This window comes from Streptomyces sp. NPDC052040 (assembly GCF_044548405.1).
GTDB lineage: Bacteria > Actinomycetota > Actinomycetes > Streptomycetales > Streptomycetaceae > Streptomyces.
In genome coordinates this window covers 333,387-357,232 of the sequence record NZ_JBIUBV010000006.1, presented here as the reverse complement: position 1 = coordinate 357,232, position 23,846 = coordinate 333,387, and the positions used below count along the sequence as shown (strand labels likewise).

The 23,846-nt window shown below is 71.2% G+C and carries 22 protein-coding genes and 1 tRNA gene; 12 read left to right on the top strand and 11 right to left on the bottom strand.

All coding sequences use genetic code 11. The features are described from left to right. Window positions 1-12: 12 nt before the first annotated feature. The gene (locus ACIHAA_RS16040) at window positions 13-1,161 is read left to right on the top strand and encodes a DUF475 domain-containing protein (RefSeq protein WP_399817348.1); all 1,149 of its coding nucleotides are present in this window, start codon (window positions 13-15) and stop codon (window positions 1,159-1,161) included. Between the two features lie 181 nt (window positions 1,162-1,342). Then, window positions 1,343-2,074, top strand: a complete 732-nt coding sequence (locus tag ACIHAA_RS16035; RefSeq protein WP_399817346.1) for a Tellurium resistance — start codon at window positions 1,343-1,345, stop codon at window positions 2,072-2,074. 80 nt (window positions 2,075-2,154) lie between these two features. Here ACIHAA_RS16035 and ACIHAA_RS16030 read toward each other — a convergent pair whose 3' ends face one another. After that, entirely contained in the window at window positions 2,155-3,000 is an 846-nt protein-coding gene (locus ACIHAA_RS16030) for a TerD family protein (RefSeq protein ID WP_399817343.1), read from the bottom strand. Window positions 3,001-3,231: 231 nt separating this feature from the next. Between ACIHAA_RS16030 and ACIHAA_RS16025 the strand changes: the two genes are divergently transcribed. Genes ACIHAA_RS16025 through ACIHAA_RS16015 form a run of 3 tightly spaced genes read left to right on the top strand, consistent with a single transcriptional unit; the run spans window position 3,232 to window position 7,702 of the window. Beyond that, window positions 3,232-4,422, top strand: coding sequence for an HpcH/HpaI aldolase/citrate lyase family protein (locus tag ACIHAA_RS16025; protein ID WP_399817341.1), 1,191 nt, complete (start codon window positions 3,232-3,234; stop codon window positions 4,420-4,422). 47 nt (window positions 4,423-4,469) lie between these two features. Then, window positions 4,470-6,893 carry a phosphoribosyltransferase gene (locus ACIHAA_RS16020; RefSeq protein WP_399817339.1) on the top strand — a complete coding sequence of 808 codons (2,424 nt, stop codon included), beginning with the start codon at window positions 4,470-4,472 and terminating at the stop codon, window positions 6,891-6,893. Beyond that, on the top strand, window positions 6,890-7,702 hold the full coding sequence (locus ACIHAA_RS16015; RefSeq protein ID WP_399817337.1) for an HAD family hydrolase: 813 nt from the start codon (window positions 6,890-6,892) through the stop codon (window positions 7,700-7,702). The genes ACIHAA_RS16020 and ACIHAA_RS16015 overlap by 4 nt, the downstream gene beginning before the upstream one ends. 133 nt (window positions 7,703-7,835) lie before the next feature. On the opposite strand, the gene ACIHAA_RS16010 is transcribed toward ACIHAA_RS16015, so the two are convergent. After that, window positions 7,836-8,057 (bottom strand): zinc ribbon domain-containing protein, encoded by a 222-nt coding sequence (locus ACIHAA_RS16010; RefSeq protein WP_399817335.1) that lies wholly within the window; start codon window positions 8,055-8,057, stop codon window positions 7,836-7,838. Between the two features lie 449 nt (window positions 8,058-8,506). Between ACIHAA_RS16010 and ACIHAA_RS16005 the strand changes: the two genes are divergently transcribed. From ACIHAA_RS16005 to ACIHAA_RS15995, 3 genes are all read left to right on the top strand, one after another. After that, window positions 8,507-10,645, top strand: a complete 2,139-nt coding sequence (locus ACIHAA_RS16005) for a transglycosylase domain-containing protein (RefSeq protein WP_399817447.1) — start codon at window positions 8,507-8,509, stop codon at window positions 10,643-10,645. Between the two features lie 133 nt (window positions 10,646-10,778). After that, complete coding sequence (locus tag ACIHAA_RS16000; protein ID WP_399817333.1) at window positions 10,779-12,005, top strand: hypothetical protein; 1,227 nt, start codon at window positions 10,779-10,781, stop codon at window positions 12,003-12,005. A 175-nt stretch (window positions 12,006-12,180) separates the two neighbouring features. Then, window positions 12,181-13,305 (top strand): amidase domain-containing protein, encoded by a 1,125-nt coding sequence (locus ACIHAA_RS15995; RefSeq protein ID WP_399817445.1) that lies wholly within the window; start codon window positions 12,181-12,183, stop codon window positions 13,303-13,305. 121 nt (window positions 13,306-13,426) lie between these two features. Here ACIHAA_RS15995 and ACIHAA_RS15990 read toward each other — a convergent pair whose 3' ends face one another. Together ACIHAA_RS15990 and ACIHAA_RS15985 are read right to left on the bottom strand one after the other, a co-directional pair. Further along, window positions 13,427-14,821: a hypothetical protein gene (locus ACIHAA_RS15990; protein ID WP_399817443.1), complete on the bottom strand. Its 1,395-nt coding sequence runs from the start codon at window positions 14,819-14,821 to the stop codon at window positions 13,427-13,429. Window positions 14,822-14,986: 165 nt separating this feature from the next. Further along, on the bottom strand, window positions 14,987-15,772 hold the full coding sequence (locus ACIHAA_RS15985; protein ID WP_399817331.1) for a DUF4097 family beta strand repeat-containing protein: 786 nt from the start codon (window positions 15,770-15,772) through the stop codon (window positions 14,987-14,989). A 200-nt stretch (window positions 15,773-15,972) separates the two neighbouring features. On the opposite strand from ACIHAA_RS15985, the gene ACIHAA_RS15980 reads away from it, so the two are divergent. Next, window positions 15,973-16,047, top strand: a tRNA-Val gene (locus ACIHAA_RS15980). Between the two features lie 62 nt (window positions 16,048-16,109). On the opposite strand, the gene ACIHAA_RS15975 is transcribed toward ACIHAA_RS15980, so the two are convergent. From ACIHAA_RS15975 to ACIHAA_RS15955, 5 genes are all read right to left on the bottom strand, one after another. Further along, on the bottom strand, window positions 16,110-18,002 hold the full coding sequence (locus ACIHAA_RS15975; protein ID WP_399817329.1) for an FG-GAP-like repeat-containing protein: 1,893 nt from the start codon (window positions 18,000-18,002) through the stop codon (window positions 16,110-16,112). Window positions 18,003-18,553: 551 nt separating this feature from the next. Then, window positions 18,554-19,027: a lamin tail domain-containing protein gene (locus tag ACIHAA_RS15970; protein WP_399817327.1), complete on the bottom strand. Its 474-nt coding sequence runs from the start codon at window positions 19,025-19,027 to the stop codon at window positions 18,554-18,556. 651 nt (window positions 19,028-19,678) lie between these two features. Then, window positions 19,679-19,993: an STAS domain-containing protein gene (locus tag ACIHAA_RS15965; RefSeq protein WP_399817325.1), complete on the bottom strand. Its 315-nt coding sequence runs from the start codon at window positions 19,991-19,993 to the stop codon at window positions 19,679-19,681. 414 nt (window positions 19,994-20,407) lie between these two features. After that, entirely contained in the window at window positions 20,408-20,542 is a 135-nt protein-coding gene (locus ACIHAA_RS15960) for a hypothetical protein (RefSeq protein ID WP_399817323.1), read from the bottom strand. Window positions 20,543-20,680: 138 nt separating this feature from the next. Next, window positions 20,681-21,016, bottom strand: coding sequence for a hypothetical protein (locus ACIHAA_RS15955; RefSeq protein ID WP_399817321.1), 336 nt, complete (start codon window positions 21,014-21,016; stop codon window positions 20,681-20,683). 164 nt (window positions 21,017-21,180) lie between these two features. Here ACIHAA_RS15955 and ACIHAA_RS15950 point away from each other — a divergent pair, with 164 nt between their 5' ends. The 3 genes from ACIHAA_RS15950 to ACIHAA_RS15940 all read left to right on the top strand — a co-directional run bounded on the left by ACIHAA_RS15950 (window position 21,181) and on the right by ACIHAA_RS15940 (window position 22,578). Then, on the top strand, window positions 21,181-21,630 hold the full coding sequence (locus ACIHAA_RS15950; protein ID WP_399817319.1) for a MarR family winged helix-turn-helix transcriptional regulator: 450 nt from the start codon (window positions 21,181-21,183) through the stop codon (window positions 21,628-21,630). An 83-nt stretch (window positions 21,631-21,713) separates the two neighbouring features. Continuing rightward, window positions 21,714-22,301, top strand: a complete 588-nt coding sequence (locus ACIHAA_RS15945) for a hydrolase (protein WP_399817317.1) — start codon at window positions 21,714-21,716, stop codon at window positions 22,299-22,301. Between the two features lie 37 nt (window positions 22,302-22,338). Then, window positions 22,339-22,578, top strand: coding sequence for a DUF2277 domain-containing protein (locus tag ACIHAA_RS15940; RefSeq protein ID WP_399817315.1), 240 nt, complete (start codon window positions 22,339-22,341; stop codon window positions 22,576-22,578). 37 nt (window positions 22,579-22,615) lie between these two features. Here ACIHAA_RS15940 and ACIHAA_RS15935 read toward each other — a convergent pair whose 3' ends face one another. Then, window positions 22,616-23,215: a DedA family protein gene (locus ACIHAA_RS15935; RefSeq protein WP_399817313.1), complete on the bottom strand. Its 600-nt coding sequence runs from the start codon at window positions 23,213-23,215 to the stop codon at window positions 22,616-22,618. 151 nt (window positions 23,216-23,366) lie between these two features. Then, window positions 23,367-23,825 (bottom strand): DoxX family protein, encoded by a 459-nt coding sequence (locus ACIHAA_RS15930; RefSeq protein ID WP_399817311.1) that lies wholly within the window; start codon window positions 23,823-23,825, stop codon window positions 23,367-23,369. Window positions 23,826-23,846 lie beyond the last annotated feature (21 nt).

Sequence of the window (23,846 nt, the reverse complement as noted above, 5' to 3'; positions counted from 1 at the left end):
ATTGGGTAGCCAGTGCTTCTGAAAACCTTCGGCTGGTCGTTCGTGGTCACCGCGGTCGGCCTCGCCGCAGCGGTCTTCTACGGGGGGTGGACCGCCTTCGGCATCGTGGCGATCCTGTCCATCCTCGAGATCTCGCTGTCCTTCGACAACGCCGTGGTCAACGCCGGAATCCTGAAGAAGATGAGTGCCTTCTGGCAGAAGATCTTCCTCACGGTGGGCGTGCTGATCGCGGTCTTCGGTATGCGGCTGGTCTTCCCCGTCGTGATCGTCGCCATCACAGCGAAGAAGAGCCCGATAGACGCGGTCAACCTGGCATTGACCGACAAGGACCAGTACCAGCAGCTCGTGACGGACGCGCACCCCGCGATCGCCGCGTTCGGCGGGATGTTCCTGCTGATGATCTTCCTGGACTTCATCTTCGAGGACCGGGACATCCAGTGGCTGCGCTGGATCGAGCGCCCGCTCGCCAAGCTCGGCAAGGTCGACATGCTGTCGGTCTGCATCGCGCTGATCGTCCTGCTGGTCACCTCCTTCACCTTCGCCGCCCACGCCCACCAGCACGGCGGCGCCCATGTGGACAAGGCGCAGACCGTCCTGATCTCCGGCATCGCGGGCCTGATCACCTATCTGATCGTCGGCGGCCTGTCCGGCTTCTTCGAGGACCGGCTCGAGGAACAGGAGGAGCGGGAGCAGGAGCAGGAAGAGGAGGCCCGGCGCAGCGGCAAGGACCGCTCGGCGGTCCTGCTCGCCGGCAAGGCCGCGTTCTTCATGTTCCTCTACCTGGAGGTCCTGGACGCGTCCTTCTCCTTCGACGGCGTGATCGGCGCCTTCGCGATCACCAACGACATCATCCTGATGGCGCTCGGCCTCGGCATCGGCGCGATGTACGTCCGGTCGCTGACCGTCTACCTGGTCCGTCAGGGCACCCTTGACGACTACGTCTACCTGGAGCACGGCGCGCACTACGCGATCGGCGCGCTGGCCGTGATCCTGATGGTCACCATCCAGTACCAGATCAACGAGGTGATCACCGGCCTCGTCGGTGTCGTCCTGATCGGCTGGTCCTTCTGGTCCTCGGTGCGCCGCAACCGGGCGCTCGCCGCGGCCGAGGGAAAGGGCGCGGCCTCGGACGAGCGGGCTGAGGTCTCGTCCGGGGTGTAGCACCCCGCCGTCCGGGGGCGCGGCCCGCACCGAGGACGCCGTACCGGCCACCGCCGATCGCGCGACCCTTCCCTGGTGTGGACCGTGTCCCGATGAGGAACGCTCTGTTCGGGGCGGCCACCGGGACACGTCCCCGGCGGCCGCCCCGCGGCTGTTGAACCGTAGGCACTGGGGGGCGGACATGGGCTTCTGGGACGGCGTGTGGCGCGGGCGCGCCGATGAGTTCGACTCGGGCAGCGCGGCGAGCAACGCGATCGAGCTGACCAAGCGGCACCACCGGGTCTCGCTCACCAAGCAGGGGGCGGCGACCGGCAATCTGCGCATCAACCTGTCGTGGCGGATGCGGACCTCCGACATCGGCGCCCCCGAGCGGGGCGGTCTGCTGCGCCGCCCGCTGAAACTGTTCACCCCGGACGTGGTCCAGGCCCACACCCAGAGCATGGTCAACGTCGACCTCGACCTCGGCTGCCTGTACGAGCTGAACGACGGCTCCAAAGGGGTGGTGCAGCCCCTGGGCGGCTTCTTCGGGGAGCTGAACGAGCCGCCCTACATCAAGCTCAGCGGCGACGACCGCTTCGGCTCGGGCACCGGCGAGACGATCTTCGTCAATCTGGACCACCGGGACGACTTCAAACGGCTGCTGGTCTTCGTCTACATCTACGACCAGACGCCCGCCTTCGACCGTACGCACGCCGTGGTCACGCTCTACCCCAGCAGCGGCCCGCGCATCGAGATCGGCCTCGACGAGCGCCATCCCCAGGCCCGCTCCTGCGCGGTCGTCCTGATCGAGAACGTCAAGGGCGAACTGGTCGTCCGCCGCGAGGTGAAGTTCGTCTACGGCTTCCAGGCGGAGCTGGACCGGCTGTACGGGTGGGGCTTGCAGTGGGGCCGGGGCTACAAGGCCAAGACCTGACGGGCGGGCGGGGCGGCGGCCGTGGGCCCGGTTACCGAGGCCTCGGTTCCCGATGCCCCGGCCGACCGGGGGCCCGTAGGTCAGCGGCCGATGAACTGCGGCCCCTGCGGGGGCATCCGGAAGTCCGGGTCGGGGGCACCCACCGGCGGCGGGTAGCCGTACCCGGACGGCATCCCGGTGACCGCCGCCGCGGGCTGCTGCGGATGGCCGTAGGCGGGCTGCGGGTAACCGTAGGCGGGCTGGGTCGGCGGGGGCGCCTGCGGCTGCTGGGGATAGCCGTAGGTGGGCTGCTCCGGCGGCAGCGGCTGGGCCACCGGCGCCGTCGCGCCCTGCGTGCCGTCGGCCGCCTCGCCCGCGGCGGGTGCCTCCGACTCGTCGACCGAGATGCCGAAGTCGTTGGCGAGGCCCTTGAGCCCGTTGGAGTAGCCCTCGCCGAGGGCCCGGAACTTCCAGCCCCCACCGCGCCGGTACAGCTCTCCGCAGATCAGCGCCGTCTCCGCGCCCGTCTCGGGCTTGATCTCGAAGGAGGCGAGCGGTTCCCCCTCGGCGGAGGCGGAGGCGGTGGCGGAGGCGTCGTAGATGAGCACGCACAGCGCCCGTACCCGGTCGAAGGGCACATCGTCCGCGGAGGCGACCAGCAGGATCCGGCCCACCACGGGCTCGACCCCCGTCAGATCCGTCTGGATCGCGTCGGTGAGCCCCTCCGTCTCCTGCTTCTTGCCGAGCAGCCGGACCGCCCCCGACGGATGCCGGGGCTGGTTGTAGAAGACGAAGTCCTCGTCGGACCGCACCCGTCCGCCGGGCCCGAGGAGCAGCGCCGAGGCGTCGACGTCCGGGGCGTCCTGCCCGGGCGCCCAGCGCAGCACCGCCCGTACCGCAGTGGCTTCGAGCGGTACGTTCGACCCCTTCAGCATTGCGTGCGTCATGGCGTCATCCTGCCTTCTCGGTCCTGGTCACGACAACGCGGGGTGCCGCCCCGGCGGGCTTCCGGGGTGCCCCCGCTTTACCACCGATCCGCCGCCCGACACAGGCGGGTTACCTGAACTTCACGCTCGATGGGAACCCTCGACATGGAGTTGTACGTACTATTACCGGCCACCTCTTTACGGGTCGTCCACCACCACTGTCCGGGCCGTCCAGCACCGCGGGGGAGTCTCATGCGTCATTTCGGGCACATCGCCCCTGAGGAGCGGCAGCGCCTGTTCCACCGGGAACCGGCCGTCTTCACCGCCGACTCCCCCGCCCGGGTGCTCGCGGCCGCCCTCGGCGCCACCCTGTACAGCCCGGCGACCCGGCCGCACCTGGCGGACGACGTGCTCAAGCAGGCGTCCCGCGGCGTGGTGTCCATGGTGCTGTGCCTGGAGGACTCCATCGACGACGCGGACGTCGCGGACGCCGAGGAGAACCTGGTCCGGCAGTTCACCGAGCTGGCCGCCCGCTCCCGGGCGCGGGCGGGGACGACCCCGGCCGCGGAGCCCCCGCTGCTCTTCATCCGGGTCCGCGTCCCGGAGCAGATCCCGGACCTGGTGGCCCGGCTCGGCCCGGCCGTGCGGCTGCTGTCCGGCTTCGTCCTGCCGAAGTTCACCGAGGAGCGGGGCGTGCCGTTCCTGGAGGCGCTCACCGACGCGGAGACCGCGAGCGGGCGCAGACTGTTCGCCATGCCGGTGCTGGAGTCCCCCGACCTGCTCTATCTGGAGACCCGCCGGGAGACCCTGCACGGCATCTTCCGCACGGTCGACAAATGGCGCGACCGGGTCCTCGCACTGCGGCTCGGCGTCACCGACTTCTGCTCCTCCTACGGCCTGCGCAGAGCGCCCGACATGACGGCCTACGACGTCCAGATCGTGGCCTCCGTGATCGCCGACGTCGTCAATGTGCTCGGCCGCGCCGACGGCACCGGCTTCACGGTGACCGGCCCGGTGTGGGAGTACTTCAAGGTCCAGGAGCGGATGTTCAAGCCGCAGCTGCGCCGCAGCCCCTTCCTGGAGGGCGAGGTCGAGGAACTGCGCGAGGCGCTGATCGAGCACGACATGGACGGACTGCTGCGCGAGATCGCCCTCGACCGCACCAACGGACTGCTCGGCAAGACCTGTATCCACCCCTCCCATGTGATGCCCGTGCACGCCCTGTCCGTGGTCAGCCACGAGGAGTACAGCGACGCCCAGGACATCCTGAGGCCCGAGCGCCTGGGCGGGGGAGTGCTGCGCTCCGCGTACACCAACAAGATGAACGAGGTGAAGCCGCACCGCGCCTGGGCCGAACGCACCCTGGAGCGCGCCGAGGTCTTCGGCGTCGCGGGCGAGGACATCGGCTTTGTGGAGCTGCTGGCCGCCGGGGTGCCGCACTGAGCGCCGCCGCCGCTGAACGTCGTACCGACGAGGAACCGAGGAAGAACGTGGTCTGGTCCGGAACCTGGGTCGCCGAGCGGCTCGGGGTGGAACTCGTCGGAGACGAGCAGCTGACCGACATGCTGGGGCTCGCGCTCCGGCGCAACCCCAAGCGGGCCCATCTGCTGGTCTCCCAGGTGCTGGGCAAACACGTCCCGCAGTCACCGTCCGTGGTCCGCGGCCACGGCGTCGCGCTCGGCCGCCGGGTGCGGGAGCTGCTGGGCGACGAGGAGGCCGCACGCGCCGTCGTGCTCGGGTACGCGGAGACGGCCACCGGACTCGGCCACTGCGTCGCGGACGGCCTCGGTCTCGCGCCCTGTCTGCACTCCACCCGCCGCCCGGTCGAGGGCGTCGCACGGGCCGGCGGGTTCGAGGAGTCCCACTCCCACGCCACCTCCCATCTGCTGCTTCCCGAGGACCCGGAGCTGCTGGCGGGCGACGGCCCGCTGGTCCTGGTCGACGACGAGTTCTCCACCGGGAACACCGTCATGAACACCATCCGCGACCTCCACGCACGCCACCCCAGGGAGCGGTACGTCGTGGTCGCCCTGGTGGACATGCGCTCACCGGCCGACCTGGGACGGCTGGCGGACTTCGCGCGGGAGATCGGCGCCCGGGTGGACCTGGTCGCGGCCGCCGCCGGGACCGTGCGGCTGCCCCCCGGCGTCCTGGAGAAGGGCCAGGAGCTGGTGGCCCGGCACGAGACGCCCGTCTCCGACCGCCCGGCGCACGGCACGGTCGCCCGGGTCGCCCTCGGCTGGCCCCGCGGCCTGCCCGACGGCGGACGCCACGGCTTCACCCCCGCCCACCGGGCCCGTCTGGACGACGCGCTGCCCGCCATGGCCGCCCGGCTCGCCCGGGCACTCCCGGCCGGGGCCCGGCGGGTGCTGGTGCTCGGCACCGAGGAGCTGATGTACGCGCCGCTCCGCCTCGCCGACGAGCTGGAACGGCTGCTGGACACCGAGATCCGCTACTCCACCACCACCCGCTCGCCCGTCCTTGCCCTCGACGACCCCGGCTACGCCATACGCACCCGGATCGTCTTCCCCGCCCACGACGACCCGGCCGACGGCCCCGGCGAGCGCTACGCCTACAACGTCGCGGACGCCGGTTTCGACGCCGTCGTCACCGTCGTGGACTCGGCGGGCGACACCCCCGCCCTGCACGCCCCGGGCGGACTCCTCGACCGGCTCGCCGCCCACACCCCGCACGTCCTGCTCGCGGTCGTCCCGAGCCATGTCCCGGCGCCCCCGGGCGCCCCCGAAAGGCCCGCCATGCTGTCCGAGCCCCTCCGCGGTCCCGACTTCTCCTCGTACGCGCCCGAGGAGGTGGGCTGGCTGCTCCAGGACCTCTCGGACGTCACCCTGGAGGCGCCCACCGAGGAGCGCGAGGAGGCCGTCCAGAGCGGCGGCGCCCACTACGCCGAGTCGCTGCCGGTGGAGTACCAGCCGAGCGCGCAGTACCAGGAGCTGTTCCGCACGGCGCTGGACGGCTCGGCCGCGCGGCTCGCCCAGGCCGTCGGGGTGGTCACCGAGACCGTCCTCGCCGAGCGGTCGCCGCGGCCCGTGCTGGTCTCGCTAGCCCGGGCCGGCACCCCCGTCGGCGTGCTGATGCGCCGCTGGGCCGCCCACCGGCACGGCCTCGAACTGCCGCACTACGCCGTGTCGATCGTCCGCGGCCGGGGCATCGACGCCAACGCGCTGCGCTACCTCGCCTCCCACCACGACCCCGCCGACGTCGTCTTCGTCGACGGCTGGACCGGCAAGGGCGCCATCACCCGCGAACTGGCCGAGGCGATACGCCGGTTCGAGGAGACCGAGGGGGTCACCGGCTTCGACCCGGAGATCGCGGTGCTCGCCGACCCGGGCTCCTGTGTGCGGACCTACGGCACCCGGGAGGACTTCCTCATCCCCTCCGCCTGCCTCAACTCGACGGTGTCCGGCCTGATCTCGCGCACCGTGCTCCGTGCCGACCTGGTGGGCGAGCACGACTACCACGGCGCCAAGCACTACCGCGAACTCGCCGCGGCCGATGTCTCGGTCGCCTTCCTGGACGCCGTCTCGGCCCGCTTCGCCGAGGTCGAGGAGACCGTGGACTTCCAGGTCAAGGAGGTGCTCGCCGCCGACCGCACCCCGACCTGGGAGGGCTGGGCAGCGGTGGAGCGCATCAGCGAGGAGTACGGCATCCACGATGTGAACCTGGTGAAGCCGGGCGTCGGCGAGACCACCCGGGTGCTGCTGCGCCGGGTGCCCTGGAAGATCCTGGCCAGGTCCGGGGCGGGCGCCGACCTGGACCATGTGCGGCTCCTCGCCGAGCAGCGCGGGGTGCCGGTGGAGGAGGTCGACGGCCTCCCGTACACCTGTGTGGGGCTGATCCACCCCCGGTACACGCGGGGCGCCACCGGCGCCGACGGCCGGGCGGTGGCCGTATGAGCCCCGTGCTGGTCGCCAGCGACCTCGACCGTACGCTGATCTACTCCGCCGCGGCACTGGCGCTCACCATGCCGGACGCGCGGGCGCCCCGGCTGCTGTGCGTCGAGGTGCACGAGAGCAGGCCGCTGTCGTATCTGACCGAGACCGCGGCGGAGCTGCTCGTCGAACTCGGCGACCGGGCGGTCTTCGTGCCGACCACGACCCGCACCCGCAAGCAGTACCAGCGCATCAACCTGCCCGGACCCGCCCCCTCCTACGCGATCTGCGCCAACGGCGGGCATCTGCTGGTGGACGGCGTCTCCGACCCGGACTGGCACTCGGCGGTGCTCGCCCGGCTCGCCGAGGAGTGCGCCCCGCTGGCCGAGGTGCGCGACCATCTGGCGGCCACCGCCGACCCGTTGTGGGTGCGCAAGCACCGGGTCGCCGAGGACCTGTTCGCCTATCTGGTGGTGGAGCGCGAGCTGCTGCCCGAGGAGTGGGTGAAGGAACTGGCGGTCTGGGCGGAGAACCGGGGCTGGACGGTGTCCCTCCAGGGCCGCAAGATCTACGCCGTGCCGAAGCCGCTCACCAAGAGCGCGGCCGTGCGCGAGGTCGCCCGCCGTACCGGGGCCTCGCTGACGCTGGCCGCCGGGGACTCCCTGCTGGACGCGGACCTGCTGCTCGCGGCGGACCTCGGCTGGCGCCCGGGCCACGGCGAACTCGCCGAGTCCGACTGGACGGCCCCCGGCATCAGCGCCCTGCCCGAACGGGGCGTGGCGGCAGGGGAACGGATCCTGCGGGAGTTCCTGAGGGCGGCGCGGCAGGCCTAGGGGGGCGCCCCGGCACCGGTCTCCCCCGGGCGGGTGCGCCCTGGCGGGCGTAGGCCGCAGTGGGCGCGCGCCCTACCTCGTAGGCCGGGACCGGCGCAAGGGGCCGGTCCCGGTTTCGGCCAAAGCCCGCGGCTCAGCCGCAGCAGCCCCCACCGCAGCATCCGCCGCCCGAGCCGCCCGCCCGGGGAGCCGGTGCCGGGGCTCCGGCCGTGCCGCCCACCGCCACGGTGGACAGCAGTTTCACCGTGTCGTCATGGCCCGAGGGGCAGGCCGCGGGGGCCGAGGACTCCGCCATGGGGCGGCTCAGTTCAAAGGTGTCGCCGCAGGTACGGCAGCGGTACTCATAGCGAGGCATGGGCACAGGGTAACCGGCGGTTCCCGGCGGTCGCAGGACGTCGAGGGGGCGCGCGGGCCTGCGCCGCGGCCGTTGGATCTCCTTAAGATCTCCTCAATTTTTGCGACTTGGCCACTTCGGTGCCACTCCTGACCCAGGAATTCACGAGAAGCGCTGATAATTTAAGCGAGCCGCGATGAGCCGCAAGGTCGTGAGGGGGGCTCGCAGCCACAGGCGTGGCCGCTGTTTCTACCCGCGCGCGCAACCGAGTGCGGAGGGAGATGCAGTCGTGACCGAGGCATGGCAGCGCATGCGGAGCCGGTGTTGCCGGGCTCTCGCCGACACCGGGGCCCGTCGTGGCTAGCGAGGACGGCGGCCGTGCGCGCCGCCGCCGGGGGCCGCAGGAGCCCGGGCGCCGTGCCGCCGAGGGCGAGGCCCGGGGTGAGGGATCCTTCGATCCGGACATCACCATGCAACTGCGCGCGTTCAAGCAGGAGTTGACCGGAGACGCCGGTCGATCCGGTGGCGCCGGACGAACCGGCGGCACCGGTCGGCGCGGTCGCCGCGGTGCGCGCAAGAAGGCCGCGCCGCCGTCGGCCCTCACTCGTGTCACCGCCGCCCTCGCCCCGCTCAGCAGGAGGCTCGCGCCCTATGCCGGGAAGGCCGCGCCCTACGCCCGCAGGCTCAAGCCGGTCTATCCGCGGCCGGGCCGCGCGGGCTGGCGGCGCTGGGCGCCCTCCTGGCGCCAGTGGATCGCCGCCGTACTGGCCTCGTTCGGGCTGAGCGGCGCGTGCCTGGTCGTCGCCTACGCGGCCACGGACATACCCGAGAATCTCAACTCGTACGCCACGCAACAGGACAATGTGTACTTCTGGTCCGACGGCACCCCCATGGCCCGCACCGGCTGGGTGCAGCGCCAGGCGATGCCGCTGAAGGACATACCCGTCCAGGTGCGCTGGGCGGTGCTGGCGGCGGAGAACGAGAGCTTCTACACCGACCCGGGCATTTCCGTCAAAGGCCTGTCCCGTGCCCTGTGGCGCACCGTCGGCGAGGGTGACACCCAGGGCGGCTCCACCATCACCCAGCAGTACGTCAAAAACGTCTATCTGACGCAGAACCAGACGGTCGGCCGCAAATTCACCGAGGCGCTGATCTCCCTCAAGCTCGACAACAAGATGAGCAAGGACAAGATCCTTGAGGGCTATCTCAACACCAGCTGGTTCGGCCGCGGCACCTACGGCATCCAGCGCGCCTCCCAGGCCTACTACGGCAAGGACGTCAGCCGGCTCAACCCGAGCGAGGCCGCCTTCCTCGCCTCCCTGCTGAAGGGCGCAGGCCTCTACGACCCCACGTTGAACAAGGCGAACCGCCAGCGGGCCGTGGAGCGCTGGTCCTGGATCCTCGACCGCATGGTCAAGATCGGCAAGCTGTCCCCGGCCGAGCGCGCGAAGTACCGGACCTTCCCCGAGCCGCTCAAGCAGAACCCGCTCTACGACACCGGCCAGCAGACGGACTACCTGGTCGAACTGGCCTCGCAGTACGCGAAGAAGGCCGGGGGCATCTCCGACAAGCAGTTCGACCTGGGCGGCTACCAGATCTACACCACCTTCGACCGCAAGCGGGAGAACGCCCTCACCGACGCCGTCACCCAGGCCCGCAAGCAGGCCGGGCAGAGCCGCCCCGAGCTGGCGAAGACCGCCCACTACGGTGCCGCTTCGGTGACCGACGACGGACGGATCCTCGCGGTCTACGGCGGCCCCGACCACCGTACTCAGGGCTACAACGAGTCCAACGCGGCGACCGTACCGGCCGGTTCGGCGTTCCTGCCGTTCGTCTACGCCGCCGGTCTGGAGCACGGCGTCCGCACGACCCGCGGCGGCCCCGCGACCCCGATCACCCCGGAATCGGTGTACGACGGCGACGACGGCGTCCCCGTCACCACGCCCGAGGGCCCCTACTGGGACCGCAGCGGACGGAAGGTCGCCGCCCACAACGACGGCAAGAAGTCCTATGGGCGCATCACCCTGGAACAGGCGCTCGCCCGGTCCGTGAACACGCCGTTCATGCAGCTCGGCATGGACACCGGGCTGACCGAGGTGCGCCGGACCGCGGAGGCGGCCGGACTGCTCCCGTCCAGCATGGGCGCCCAGGTGCCCGCGCTGTCCCTCGGCAGCGCCACCCCCAGCGCCATCCGCATGGCCAGCGGCTACGCCACCTTCGCCGCCGACGGGATGCACACCGAGCCGTATTCGGTGCGCCGTGTCACCCGCAACGGCGCCACCGTCGACCTGACGACCACCGAGCCCCGGCGGGCGGTCGGAGCCGCGGTGGCCGGCCAGGTCACCCGGGCGCTCACCGACTCCTTCCGCCTCGCCCACCCCGGCGCGGCCCCCGCCCCGGTCCAGGTGGCCGGGAAGGCCGGCACGACGCAGGACGACACCGCCTCCTGGTACGTCGGCACGGCGGAGTCCGTGTCGACCGCCGTCGTCGTCTACCGCATGGACCTGTCCAAGAGCCTCGAACCGCTCCCGCTCAAGGGACTCGACGGCGCCGCCGCCGACTCCGTCCCCTACGGCATCTGGTCGAAGGCCCTGAGACCGCTCGGCTGACGCCGACCGCCCGCACCCGCACGCGCCAAGCCCCTCTTCGCAGAACGAGCCTCCCATGACAACGAGAAACTCTCGTCGCCGCCGAGCACGCCCCTCCCGACTCTCCCGTATCGGCGGCCGTGTCAACGGCCGGATGACCCTGGCGGTGGTCCTCGCCGTCGCCTCCGTGACGATCACGTTCCTGGTGGTGGCCCGGCCGGACAGCTCCGCCGAGACCGCGTCCCCCGGCTCCGGAAGCGGCGGCAAGGGCGCCGGAGCCGGAGCCACGGCGGACGAGGACACCAAGTGGGACGGCAGGACGCACATCATCGGAGACGGCTCCACCTCCTACACCGGCCCCCAGAAGGGCGAACTGAAGCCGGTGCCGCTCAAACCCGGTGAGAAGCCGCCGCAGTTCGTGGTGTTCTCCTGGGACGGCGCCCTGGAGGGCGACGACCACCTCTTCTCCCACTACCGCGAGATGGCCAAGCAGTACAACGCGCATATGACCTTCTTCCTCACGGGCATCTATCTGCTGCCCAAGGACAAGAAGGACCTCTACCACCCGCCCCAGCACCCGGTGGGCGCCGCCGCCATCGACTACGCCACCGACGAGCACATCCGCACCACCCTGGAGCAGCTGCGCACGGCGTACAACGAGGGCCACGAGATCGGCACCCACTTCAACGGCCACTTCTGCGGCGCCAAGGGCGGCGGCGACTGGAGCGTCGAGGAGTGGAAGAGCGAGATCGACCAGTTCTACTCCTTCGCCGAGAACTGGAAGACCAACACCGGCTACAAGGACATCCCGCCGCTGCCCTTCGACTTCAAGAAGGAGGTCACCGGCGGCCGCGCGCCCTGTCTGGAGGGCCAGCCGAACCTGCTCAAGGCCATCAAGGACTACGGGTGGCGCTACGACGCCAGCTCCCCGGGCGACTTCCAGATATGGCCGGCCAAGAAGAACGGCATCTGGGACTTCCCGCTGGAGATGCTCCCCTACGAGAACGGCACGTTCCAGGGCCTGTCCATGGACTTCAACTTCCTCTACAACCAGTCCGGCGGCGAGACCCACGGGGACCCCGCGAAGTACCCCCAGTGGGAGCAGATGACCACGGACTCCTATATGGCCGGGTTCAACCGCGTCTACTACGGCAGCCGCGCCCCGCTGTTCATCGGCAACCACTTCGAGGACTGGAACGGCGGCATCTATATGAAGGCCGTCGACCAGGTGGTGAAGAACGTCTGCACGAAGAAGGGCGTCAAATGCGTGTCCTTCAAGGAGCTGGCCGACTGGCTCGATGTGCAGAAGCCGGAGACCCTCCAGCGGCTGCGCGCCCTGGATCCGGCACAGTCGCCGGACTGGTCGACGGTGGTCAAGTGACCGCTGTAACCCCTTGGTTCCACTTGTGCATCCTTCTTCACAACTTCCACCCGAGCCGTGCGAAGATGCCGTCTCCCGGTAGGTGTACCGGCGTAGAGGGGAAACACCTTTGAAATCAAGAAGATTGAGCCGTACGCGGCGTCGGGCCACCATACTCACGGCCGCCGCCGCCTCGGTGGTGGCGGGCGTGGCTCTGGTGCCCAACTGGAGCGCGGGCGCGGCGGTCACCGACGACCCGACGGTCGACGCGGCCACCAGGGCCACCTTCCAGCGGCTGGCCGACGCGGTCTTCACCGACCGCACCGATGCCCTGGTGGACGGCAAGAGCGCGCAGGGGAACGGACACCACCAGCTGACGTCCGGCTTCTCCGGCAAGGTGCGGCTGTCCGGCACCCAGTCCCACCAGGAGACCTCGGCCCTCTCCGAGCTGCGCGGCCGCAAGTCCCGCCTGGCGAAGCTGGGCGAGAAGTACAGCGCGGGGAGCACCAGCATCAAGCTGGACGCGACGCAGGTGAAGGGGCGCCGCGCCACGGTCGACGTCACCGAGAGCACGACCCTGACGTATGCCAAGCCCCAGGGCAACGAGCCCAGGACCACCGGCTTCCAGGCCCACCACGAGCTGACCTTCAAGGCCGACCGGTCCGGCAACTGGCAGCTGACCGGCATCCGCGACACCGACGACGGCTACCTCGCGGTGAACCAGGTGGCCGCGCCTGCCGCCGTCGCCGCGCCGCGGACCGCCGCCGACGACGGTCCGCCGGAGGCGCCCCGCTCGTCGACCTCCTGGCCCGCGTCCGCGAAGCCGAAGAACTTCTCCGCCACCGGCTACGACTACAAGGCCATGGCCGCGTACGCGCAGAAGTACTGGAGCCACTACAACCCCGCCTACCCGGACTTCAACGGGGAGGCCGCCGGCGGCGACTGCACCAACTTCGTCAGCCAGTCCCTCAAGGCGGGCGGCTGGAAGCACGTCCCCGGCTACACCTCGGACTTCCACAAGTGGTTCGGCACCGCGGACATCCAGTCGGACTCGTTCGTCGGCGTGAACGAGTTCTCGTGGTTCGCCCTCTCCTCGAAGCGGGTCACCAGCCTGGCCAACGTCTACCAGCTGGACGTCGGTGACGTCCTCCAGATGGACTTCAACAAGGACGGGTCGAAGGACCACTCCATGATCGTCACCTCCCGCAGCCCCCAGGGCGTGCCCTATGTGACGTACCACTCCACCAACACCTACAACAGGTCGGTGGCGAGCATCATCGCGTCGTACCCGAACGCGGCGTACTACGCCTACCGGACCTGACCGGTGCTCCCGGGGCGGGGGCCAACCCACAGCGGCAACGGCCCCCGCCCTACGGACGGATGGCCGTTCCTTGGGCGGCCGCTCACCCTCGGGCGGATGACCGCTTCTGGGGCGGCCGGTCTCAGTGACCGGTTCCCCGCTCCTCGCGGATCCGTGCCACCACCTGCGCGACCGCCCCCCGCACCGCCTCGGTCTCCATCAGGAAGTGCCAGTAGTCGGGGTGCCGGCCCTCCAGACCGGCGACCGCGCGGTCCAGCCGGGCCACCGCGTCGTCCAACGGCCCCGCATGGCGCGGATCGGGCGTCGCACGGCCCGCCATCGCCAGCCGCTGGGCGTCCCGGATCGCGAACCGGGTCCGCTCGATCTCCTGCTGCGGATCCTTCTGCACCGCGTTCAGCCGGGTGAGCCGGTCCCCGGCCGCGGACACGGCCTCGTCGGTCGTGTTCAGCAGCGCCCGCACCGTCGACAGCAGTGAGGTCGCGTCCGGCCAGCGCTGGGCGTCCCGCGCCGACTGCGCTTCCGTCAGCTTCTGCTCCGCCTGCCGCACGGCTTCGGCCGCCTGCTCCGGCACCTGCTGGAGGTCCTGCCAGCAGGCGGCCGCGAAACGCCGCCGCAACTCGCTGAGCACGGGCTCGACCTGCCCGGCCCGGGTGGTGAGCGCCTGCGCCCGGGTGCGCAGTGACACCAGCCGGTGATCGATCTCGGCGGCCCGCTCCGGCAGCCGCGCGGCCTCCACCCGTACCGCCTCGGCCTCCCGCGCGACCCGCTCGGCGCGCTCCAGGGTCTCCGGCACGCCGTGCTGTCCCGCACCCTGGTTGAGCTTGGTCAGCTCCGGGCCGAGGGCGGCCAGCCGGGCGGCCAGGTCGTCGGCCCTCAGCCCCGAGTCCCGGGTGCCGTCCAGGGCATTGCTGGCGGCGAGCAGTGCCTGACGGGCGCGCTCCACCGCCGGGGCGACCCGGGCCAACTGGGTCTCGGCCTTCCCGAGCAGCGGCCCGAGGCTCCCGCCGAAACGATCCAGCTCCTGCTTGATACGACCGAGTTCGTCCTTGGCGGCGACCAGGTCGGCCCGGGCGCGCGAGGCCACCGAGGCTTCCAGGTCGACCCGGTCGAGGTCGTGCGCGTCGACGGCCTCGATGTACCGGTGGCTGGCCTCGTCGATGCGCCGCCCCAGCGCCTCGAAGTCGGCGACGACCCGGCGGGCGGCGGGGGAGTCGTCGACCGCGGTGATCGTCTCGATGGAGATCCGCAGGTCCCGCTGGGCGGTGTCCAGCTCGTAGAACGCGGCCGCCGCCGCGTCCTTGGCGGCCTGCGCCTCGGCCCGCATCCCCTCGGCCCGCCCCCCGAACCACCGCCGTGTCCCGCCCCCGGCGAACGCCCCGGGAAGCAGCAGGACGGCGACGAGCGGCACGGCGATCAGGGTCAGGGCATCACGGAGGGGGGCGGGGCGGTGGTGCCCCAAGGACGCGGTAGGCGTGCACGGCTGCGGTCGTGTGGCCCGTGGTGGTGTGGCCGTCACATGCCTCTCCCGTGCTGTCATCCGCCCTGCTCGGTGTCATTCTCCCACCGGTTGAGGACGAACACACGGGCCGGTCGGTTCACGGTGCGCCCGAAATCCGCTGCCGGGTCCTGCGGGGCTCCTGCGCCGACCCGGCGGGGGGCCGGCCCGGGCCGCAGAGCCGGGCTACCCCGCCGTGCTCACCGTGAGGGACCCGTCCGACGTCCGCGCGTCGATCACATGGGCGGCGGCCGGATCCCGCGGCACCGAGACATGGACCGAGCCGTCCCGGGCCTGCGTGGTCACGCGGTACCTGTCGTGCGGCACCGATATCGAGACCGACCCGTCCTGGCTGCTCGACCGCACCAGATCGGGGACGGCACTCAGCTCCAGATGGACCGACCCGTCCTGCGTGGTGGCGGACACCTGCTTCGAGCCCACCCCCGTCGCCCGGACCGACCCGTCACCGCTCTTCAGCGTCAGTGGCCCGGTGGCACCGGTCACCCGCACCGAACCGTCCTCCGTACGGATGCTCAGCGGCTCCCGGAAGCCCTGCGCCCGTACGCTGCCGTCGCCGTCCTCGACCTGGACGGCGACATTGCGCGGCACCTCTATCCGGTGCTTGGCGGAGCAGTTCGCGAACAGGCCGGAGCACTTCAGCCGCAGCACCAGCCGGTCGTCCCGCATGGCCCAGGTCACCCGGGGCTCCCCGCCCGCCATGACGGTGCCGCGGAACCACCGGGTGACCTCGACCTTCTGCACATCGGCCGGAACGATCTCCACCGTCGAGTAGTCCGTGTCGACGGTGAGCGTATGACCACGCAGAGCGAAGGAGCGGTGGTCGGGGTGCGGGTCGTCCCCCGCGTCGTTTCCGCACGCGCCGACGGTCGCGACCACCGTCACGGCGAGAGCGGCCAGGGCCACCGCCCGAGCACGCCGCGTACGTCCTGTGTGCGTCACCGCACGAAACATGGCACTGTCCCCCTGAGCCGAAGCCTGATCCCCGTCCCGACCCGGGGAAACGGGCCGGTAACCGAATGCACTACGACCGTACGCAGCTGCGACCGCCGGGACGATACGGCGGGCCACCGGATCCATACGGGGGCTACCCCCCGCCTCCGCATACGGTTTGCGGGGTATCCCCCAGGGCAAGGTAGGCTGTCAACTCGTCCGGGCGCGTAGCTCAGCGGTAGAGCGCCGCCCTTACAAGGCGGATGTCGGCGGTTCGAAACCGTCCGCGCCCACCAGTCCCAGGACATGTGGAAGGCCCCCTTACGGATCACGTAAGGGGGCCTTCCACATGTCCTGGTCAGGGGGCCGGGGTGACCAGGGTGTGGGTGGGGCCGAGTTTGGTGGGGGTGGTGTCCTGGTAGAGGGTGGTGCCGCCGTTGGGGCCCCGGGTGACGAGGTCGTTGGCGTGGGCGTCGGGGGTGAGGTTTCCGGCGGTCATGGCGATGTCGCCGGTCCATGAGGCGTTGGGGCCCTGGAGGTGGGTCGCGGTGCCCAGGCCGGTGGTGGTGATCTTCGGGTAGGTGTCGAGTGCGCCGTTGGACCAGCGGACCAGCAGGTCCGGGTTCCCGTCGCCGGAGAAGTCGCCGGTGGTGAGGGCGGTGGCGTCCTGCCAGCCCGGGTTGGGCGTCTTCAGGGTGTTCTCCTTGCCGAAGGTGCCCGCGGCCACCTTGGAGTAGAGGGTCAGTTCGCCGTCGGACCAGCGGACGACGAGACCGGCGTCGGGGCGGCCCGCCAGCTGGGTGGCGTGGGTCCAGGTGCTGTTGGGGCCGATCATGCGGACCCCGGCCGTGTTCAGCCCCTTGGTCCCGATGTCGCCGTAGAGGGTGACCTCGCCGTCGGACCAGCGCACCATCAGGTCGGTCTGGCCCGAGCCGGTGAAGTCGCCCGCGGTGACGGCCTGCGCATGGGGCCAGGTGCTGTTGGCGGCCAGCAGCTGCCGCTCGGAGGTGAATCCTCCGTTGCCGTCGCCCAGGTACAGGGTGGCCCGGCCGTCGGAGCTCAGCGCGATCATGTCGCCGTGCCCGGTGCCCCGGAAGTCCCCGGACACCAGGAACCGCGCGTTCCGCCAGGTGTCCCAGGTGCCCAGGGAGTAGGGCAGCGGGGGCTGTTGGTACGGGCCGTGATCGGTGTGGGTCCCGCTCTGGGCGTCGCCGTAGAGCTGGAAGAAGCGGTCGCCGTACACCGGGCTGTAGGAGATCCGGTTGTACAGCGGATCAGAGGCCGGTACGGCGGGGCCGCCCGCGTTCCAGCCGCCGATGTTGCCCACGATCGTCCCGGTGCCCGTACCGCTGAGGTCGACCTTGGAGAACCACGGGCCGCCGGAGACTCCGCCCCACATCCCGGCGCAGTCGATGCGCATCTGGTTGAACCCCGCCAGCGCGGTGGTCCCGACCGGGCAGCTCACCGCCTGGTCCGCCTTGTCGTAGGCGGCCATCGGGTAGCCGATGACATTGACCTTGCCGGTGAACCCGGGGGTACGGGCGACCGTGTTCGCCCCCACCACGTCCTGGACCTTCTTGCCGTGGTAGGTGCCCACCCGGGCGAAGGCGAAGTCCAGGTCGGAGTTGACGCTCTTGTCCGCCGCCCAGTGGCTGTCGCGGAACCACTCCTGGACCGGGAAGACACCGAACGGCTGGGTGGCGGCGGACTTCCTGCCGTCGTACTGCGGGACGAACATGCCGTGGGCGTTCATGCAGTGCCCGGCGGTCAGGATCAGATCATGCCCGGGACTGTCGACCACGCTGGCCGTGCAGGAGTGCGTCTGGGGAGCGTTTCCGCTGTAGAGGGCGCCGACGGACTTGATGCCGGCGAAGTGCTTGCCGACGACACCGGTCTGCCGGGTGTGCGGACTGCTGCGAAGTGCCGTATGTCCCTTGGGCTCGGTGCGTCGGCCGGAAGGGTCGGTCGCCGCGTCCATGCGGTCCTGGGTCCAGAACCGGATGGCGTCCTCGGCCGTCCAGTCCGGGTCGTCGTACCGGTCGGTGGCCCCTGATCCGGCCTTGCCCGTCGTGCCCCTCGTGCTCTGCGGAGGCGCGGAGGGGCCTCCCGCCCCGGGACTTCCGGCCCCCGGACTTCCCGCACCGGGACGGGCGGGTGCGGCCGCGTTGGCCGTGCCGGAGTGGGTGGCGCCGGTCAGGACAAGGCCGCACAGCACGGCGGCGGTCGCACTCAGCGTGCGTATTCGGTGCACAGCAAGACTCCACTGGGCTGTATGAGAGTTGTAGGGGAAAGGAGATGGGGGGAATTGAGGGGGGAGAGAGGCGCGTCGCGGGGCCGGGCGGTGGCGGATGGTGTCAGGCGGTGTCGTGTGCGTGGCCTGCGGTCGTCGGGACCGATGCCCGGGGCGGAGCGGGTGTGCCGTTCGGCGGCCCGGCCGGGGCGGGACCGCCGCCGAGCCGTGGTGACGTCCGCGTGGGCGCGCTTGCCCGCGGACTGTTGCTGCTGGACACGTGGTTCCCCCCGAGCGGCGTCCACCGCCGCCTCGTCGCGATGGGCGGCTCACTGGGCCGGAAGCGACTCCGGCCCCCGGTGTGTGTTCAACTCGGCCTTGGTCAGAGGCGGTTCGAACACTTGGTCAATCGTACAGGCCGGAGACCGGCTGCGCGGTGTTGCGTCCGTCTCCCCGACGCCCGCGCGGTGCCTTGGGGAAACGGGCGGCGCGCCGGCCCCGGGAGGGCCGACGCGCCGTGGACTGCGGGTGCGGGGCTGTGTTCAGGAGTCACCCCCGCTATCGGGGATCGATCAGCGGTGGTGCAGGGGACGGCCCCACGCCACGGCGTCGACGAGGCGCCCGTGGTCGTTGCGCAGGGCGGCGACGTCGGAGTGGTTGTCCCACACGTAGTTCCGGCGGTCCTGGAACAGGTCGGCGCGCCCGTCCCGGCCGATACCCGTGTGGACCCGGACGGTGGAGCGGCCCTCCAGGCGGTAGTGGTGGAAGGTGTAGGTCTGGCCGTACCGGTTCGACAGCGTCCAGTGGTCGAGGTTGACGGCGTGGCGGCTGGTGTTGGAGATCGCCACCCACTCGGCGTTCAGGGAGCGGTTGGACTGGTTGTCCCAGCCCGGGGAGTCGTACTGCACACGGCTGATCTCGACGACCGACCGGGGCGCACGGTGGTCGGCTGCGGACGCCGGCACCGCCAGCGCTCCGACCAGAGCACCGGCCGCCAGAGCGGCTGAGGCCAGACGACGGGCGGTCTTGTTGGCTGAAGCAGACACAGGTCCCCCTGCATGGTGCGGGCATACCTCGCATACGGTGGCAGCCGTATCCGGAGGTGTGCGGTGTGCGGGTGGCGGCCGGTTGGCCGCGCATCCACACCATGTCCGGTGTGCGCCCGGAACATGGGTGAGACGTGAACGGTGTTACCGCTTGGCCATATTTCTGTGACTGTTGGGTGCTCTGTCCATTTACATGGAGGATGTACCAGGTTGACGGTGTGGTCGTGGCTGATTCCTTGTGGGCGTTGGGCTGTGGGGAAAGTGCGCCAGTCCACGCCACCCCGGCGGTGCCGGAGCCCTCACCCGAAAGTGGGTAACGGTGGGGTACGGCCTGGGAGCCGGGCGGGTGGAGGGGGTGGCCCGGAGAGGGGGCGCGTGCGGCGCTCAGCGGGTGGCGACGGGAGCCGGGTGCGGTGCACGGCTCGGTGGGTCGCGGGTGCTCCGGGCGTTCTCGGCTGGGCGCTTCGGGTGCCCTGGGCCTGTGGCCGCTCCGGGCGCTCTGTTCGCCCGTATTCGCCCGTATTCGCGCGATTTCGGACTCGCACGGGCGTTCCCTGTGGCCCGCGGCCGGGCCTCGGGTGGTGCCGAGGCCGGGATGGCGGGGCGGTACCGGCCGGGGGCGGCCCGTGGGGCGCCCCGCGGGCGGTGGGTTCAGGCCGCCTCGGTGAGCAGGGAGTAGGTGTCGGTCAGGTGCAGCAGGCGCGTCGGCTGGTGTTGCAGTCCGATAATCACCAGCCTGCTGCCCTCGTTGTGCAGGCGGTCGCGCAGGCGCAGCAGCAGGTGCAGGCCGCTGGAGTCCATGAAGCGCACCCCCGACAGTTCCAGGAGCAGCTTCTTCCCGTCCTGCGGGCCGCCCGTGACGGTGGCCTGCTTGAGAGCGGGGCAGGTGTGGAGGTCGATGTCCCCGGCCACGGTGATGACGGTGCGGTCGGGATGCTGTTCGGTGGTCACGGTGAAGTCGTTCATGGTCCGCCCCCATTCATGGGGTCGAGCCCATCACGCCCCCGACAGGGAGGGCATCAAGCGCGCGGCGTAGGGCCACGCACAGTCGAGCGAGACAACCCGTACCGCGCCCCGGTCATCATGATGACCAGCAAGGGCGGCGCGGGGCCTCCCACCAGACCAGGCTGGGTGTTGACAGCGTGGCACAAAACGGCCGCATACGGCCAGCCCGGTCCGCTGGTTGGCCGGGAGGGGTGTGTCGCGGAACAGCGCCTTCCCTCGCGGAGCCTAAGATCCGCTCCCGCCGGGACGTGACTACGACTCCGAGAACGCAACTGCGTTGTCAGAAACGGGACTTGGAGTTGCGGCGGGGGAGAGGGGGACGGTCGGTGGCCTGGGTTCGAGCGGCATCGGGCTCCGACCGTCCGCCGGACGATCTCATCCGATCGTGACACGTTCCTCGGCGTCGCCCTCACCCGTGAAGCTGGCCCAGCCCAGGCTGATGATGACCGAATCGGCGTTCTCGCTGAGGGCTCTCAGTGTCACGTTCGAGCCCTTGGCTATGTTCCGCATGTACCCCCCAATGGCACCTTCTGGGCAACTGAGTCCCCATCTGACTGCCCAGTCGGCGGCACGATGTGATGTGCCGCACATGAGTAACTGTAGTGCTCAACAGTTCAGTTGGGGCCGGTTGGGGCGTGGGCGGGCGGCTCAGTGGGGTTCGGGTGCGGGGGTGTGTTTCAGGTGCATGCGGGCGGTCACCTTGTGCTCCGTCGTCACCTCGGTCCAGAAGTCGTGACCCGAGACGAAGACCGCCAGTTCCCGCTCTCGGTGGCGGAGTCTCTCCACCTGGGTCTGTTCGTCGTCGGTCCAGCCGGGGGAGGCGGGGCGCTCCACCTTGCGCCAGCCGTTGTCGTCGCTGAATCCGTCCAGCGGTTCCACCGACCAGGGCAGGCGCTTCAGCAGGGCCAGCAGTTCTGCCCGGATCCGGTGCAGCTCCTCCTGGCCGGCAAGGAGGTCGCTCGGAAAGTCATAGCTCGCAGCCACGCGGCAATGATACGTCTGTTCGATTTTGTGAGGCGAGCCGCTTCTTCCGGTTCACTCGGACGGGGGTGGTACCGGACGGGGGTGGTGTCTGCGGTGCTTTTCGGCAGGTAAAACTGTTCAGGTGGAACTGGACAGGCTTGCCTGTGGGATTTACGGTGGCGGGCATGGACCAGAACCCCGAGGGCCTCTCCGAGTCCGCCGCTCGCGCAGCCCGTGACCTGGCGGTGGTGGTCGGTCGCCTGCGGCGCCGGATCAGGGAGGTGGCCGGGGACGACGATCTGACCCCCTCCCAGGTGTCCGCGCTCACCCTGGTCGGCAAGGGCGGTGCCGCCACCGCGAGCACCCTGGCGTCCGCCGAGGGGGTGCGCCCCCAGTCGATGGCCGCCACGCTCGCCGCCCTGGAGCAGCGCGGCCTGATCCGCCGCGGCCCCGACCCCGACGACAGGCGCCGCCAGCTGATCACCCTCACCGACGCCGGGCGCGAACGCATCGAGGGCGACCGGCAGGCCCGGCAGCAGTGGCTGGCCCGGGCCCTGGAGGAGCGTTACACCGAGGACGAGCGGCAGGCCGTACTCGACGGGCTGGCCCTGCTGGAGCGGCTCACCCGCCCGTGACGTTCTCCGGCGCCCCCTACGTGGACCGCATCCGCCACCGGGCTGCCGCACACCTTCACCCTGCTTACGGAAAGGCCTGAACCATGGCTCTCACCACCCTCGACCCGCGTACCGCCCTGGTCGTCATCGACCTTCAGAACGGCATCGCGGCCATGCCCACCCAGCCGCACTCCGGACCCGAGGTGGTGGCCCGTTCCGCCGAACTCGCCGACGCCTTCCGGGCGCGGGACCTCCCGGTCGTCCTGGTCCGGGTCTCCTTCGCGTCCGACGGCGCCGACGCCGTGCCCGGCCGCACCGAGCAGCAGCGCGGCGGCCGCGCCCTCCCCGAGGGCTGGGACGTCATCGTGGACGAACTGTCCGGCCACCCGGGCGACATCCACATCACCAAGCGCAACTGGGGCGCCTTCCACGGCACCGGTCTCGATGTCCAGCTGCGCCGCCGCGGGGTCACGCAGATCGTGCTGACCGGCATCGCCACCAGCATCGGTGTCGAGTCCACGGCCCGCGCCGCGTACGAGCACGGTTACCACGTCACGCTCGTCACCGACGCGATGGCCGACGCCGACCCCGAGGCGCACCGGGGCAGCGTCGAGCGGATCTTCCCGCGCCTCGGTGAGACGGGGACGACGGCCGAGGTCCTGGAGCTGCTGGCCAAGACCCACGCGGTCTGACGGGTCACGGGGGCGGGCGCCGCGTCACACTGGAGGAATGTGTCGCAGTATCAAGACCCTCCGCCCGCCCGCCATCCCCGACGACGCCACGGAGGAGGAGATCCGGGCCGCCGCGCTCCAGTACGTGCGCAAGGTGTCCGGCTTCCGTGCCCCCGCCGCCCACAACCGTGAGGTCTTCGACCGGGCCGTGGACGCGGTCGCCGCGGCCACCGCGGAGTTGCTGGCCGGACTGGAGGTGCGGGGCCGCGCCCGGGAGGGCGCGCCCGGGGTGACGTAGCCGCAAAGTGGCCGTCCGGGCCGCCGGGTCCCGCTCGTTACTCGCGTGTGGCCGGGCGGCGCACCAGGCAGGTCGCGGCCGCGCCCGCGCCGAAGAGGGCCGCCACCGACACGCCCGTGGCCAGCCAGCTCGCGCCCAGCCACTGGCCGCCGAAGTAGCCGAGCGCCACGCTGTACGCGGCCCAGACGATGCCCGCCAGCGCCGACCAGGGCAGGAAGTCACGGGCCCGGCGGCGTGCGGCGCCCGCGCCGAGTGAGACCACCGAACGGCCCGCGGGCGCGAACCGGGCCAGGATCACCAGCGCGCCACCGCCCTGGGCGAGGGCCGCGCCGAGCCGCTCCTGCGCGCCGGACAGCCGACGGGAGCGGGCTATCGCGCGATGCAGACGGGCGCCGCCGCGCCAGGCCAGGCGGTAGGCCGCCAGGTCGCCGAGGACCGAGGCCGCCGCGGCGCACACCATCAGCCAGAAGACGTCGGGCACTCGCGCCACGGCCGAGCCCGCGGCGGCCGCGGTCGCCGCCGTGATCACCAGGACGCCGCTCGGCAGCAGCGGCAGAAAGACGTCCAGCAGGACCGACGCGGCCACCGCCGGGTAGATCCATGGACTGCCTGCCAGTGACCCCAGACTCTCCAACACCCTGAACCCCCCGTTTGACTCCCCAGAGGCAACTGCGTGCCGCGACAGCGCGGGGAGCGGCAGGAGCGGCCCAACGACAGCCGTACAGCGTACGCGGCGGCAGTGACGGCGGGGTGCAGGGGGTCCCTGCGGGGCGGCCTGGGCGGATTCGTCAGGCCGCCACCGGCTGCGAGGCGCGCTCCTCCTCGGTGGCGGGCGTGGCCGTGCGGGAGGTCAGGAGGCGGTCCAGGCCGAAGGCGCCGGAGCCGGTGAACACCAGCAGCAGGAAGGCCCAGGAGTAGAGCGCCGAGGGCTCGCCGCCGTTCTGTATCGGCCACAGGGCCGCCGACTGGTGGACGTCGAAGTACGCGTACGCCATCGAGCCGGACGCGACAAGGGCGGCGCCGCGGGTGCCGAGGCCGAGCAGTACCAGGAGACCGGCCACCAGCTGGATCACGGCGGCGTACCAGAACGGCCAGGCGCCCGTCGGCACGGTCCCGCCGTGGGTGCCCTGGGCTCCGCCGAGGACGCCGAAGAGGGAGGCGGCGCCGTGGCAGGCGAAGAGCAGGCCGACCACGATCCGGAACAGTCCGATCGCGTACGGCTGCGCGCTGTTGAGGCGTGCGGTCATGGTGGGGGGCTCCTTCGGTCT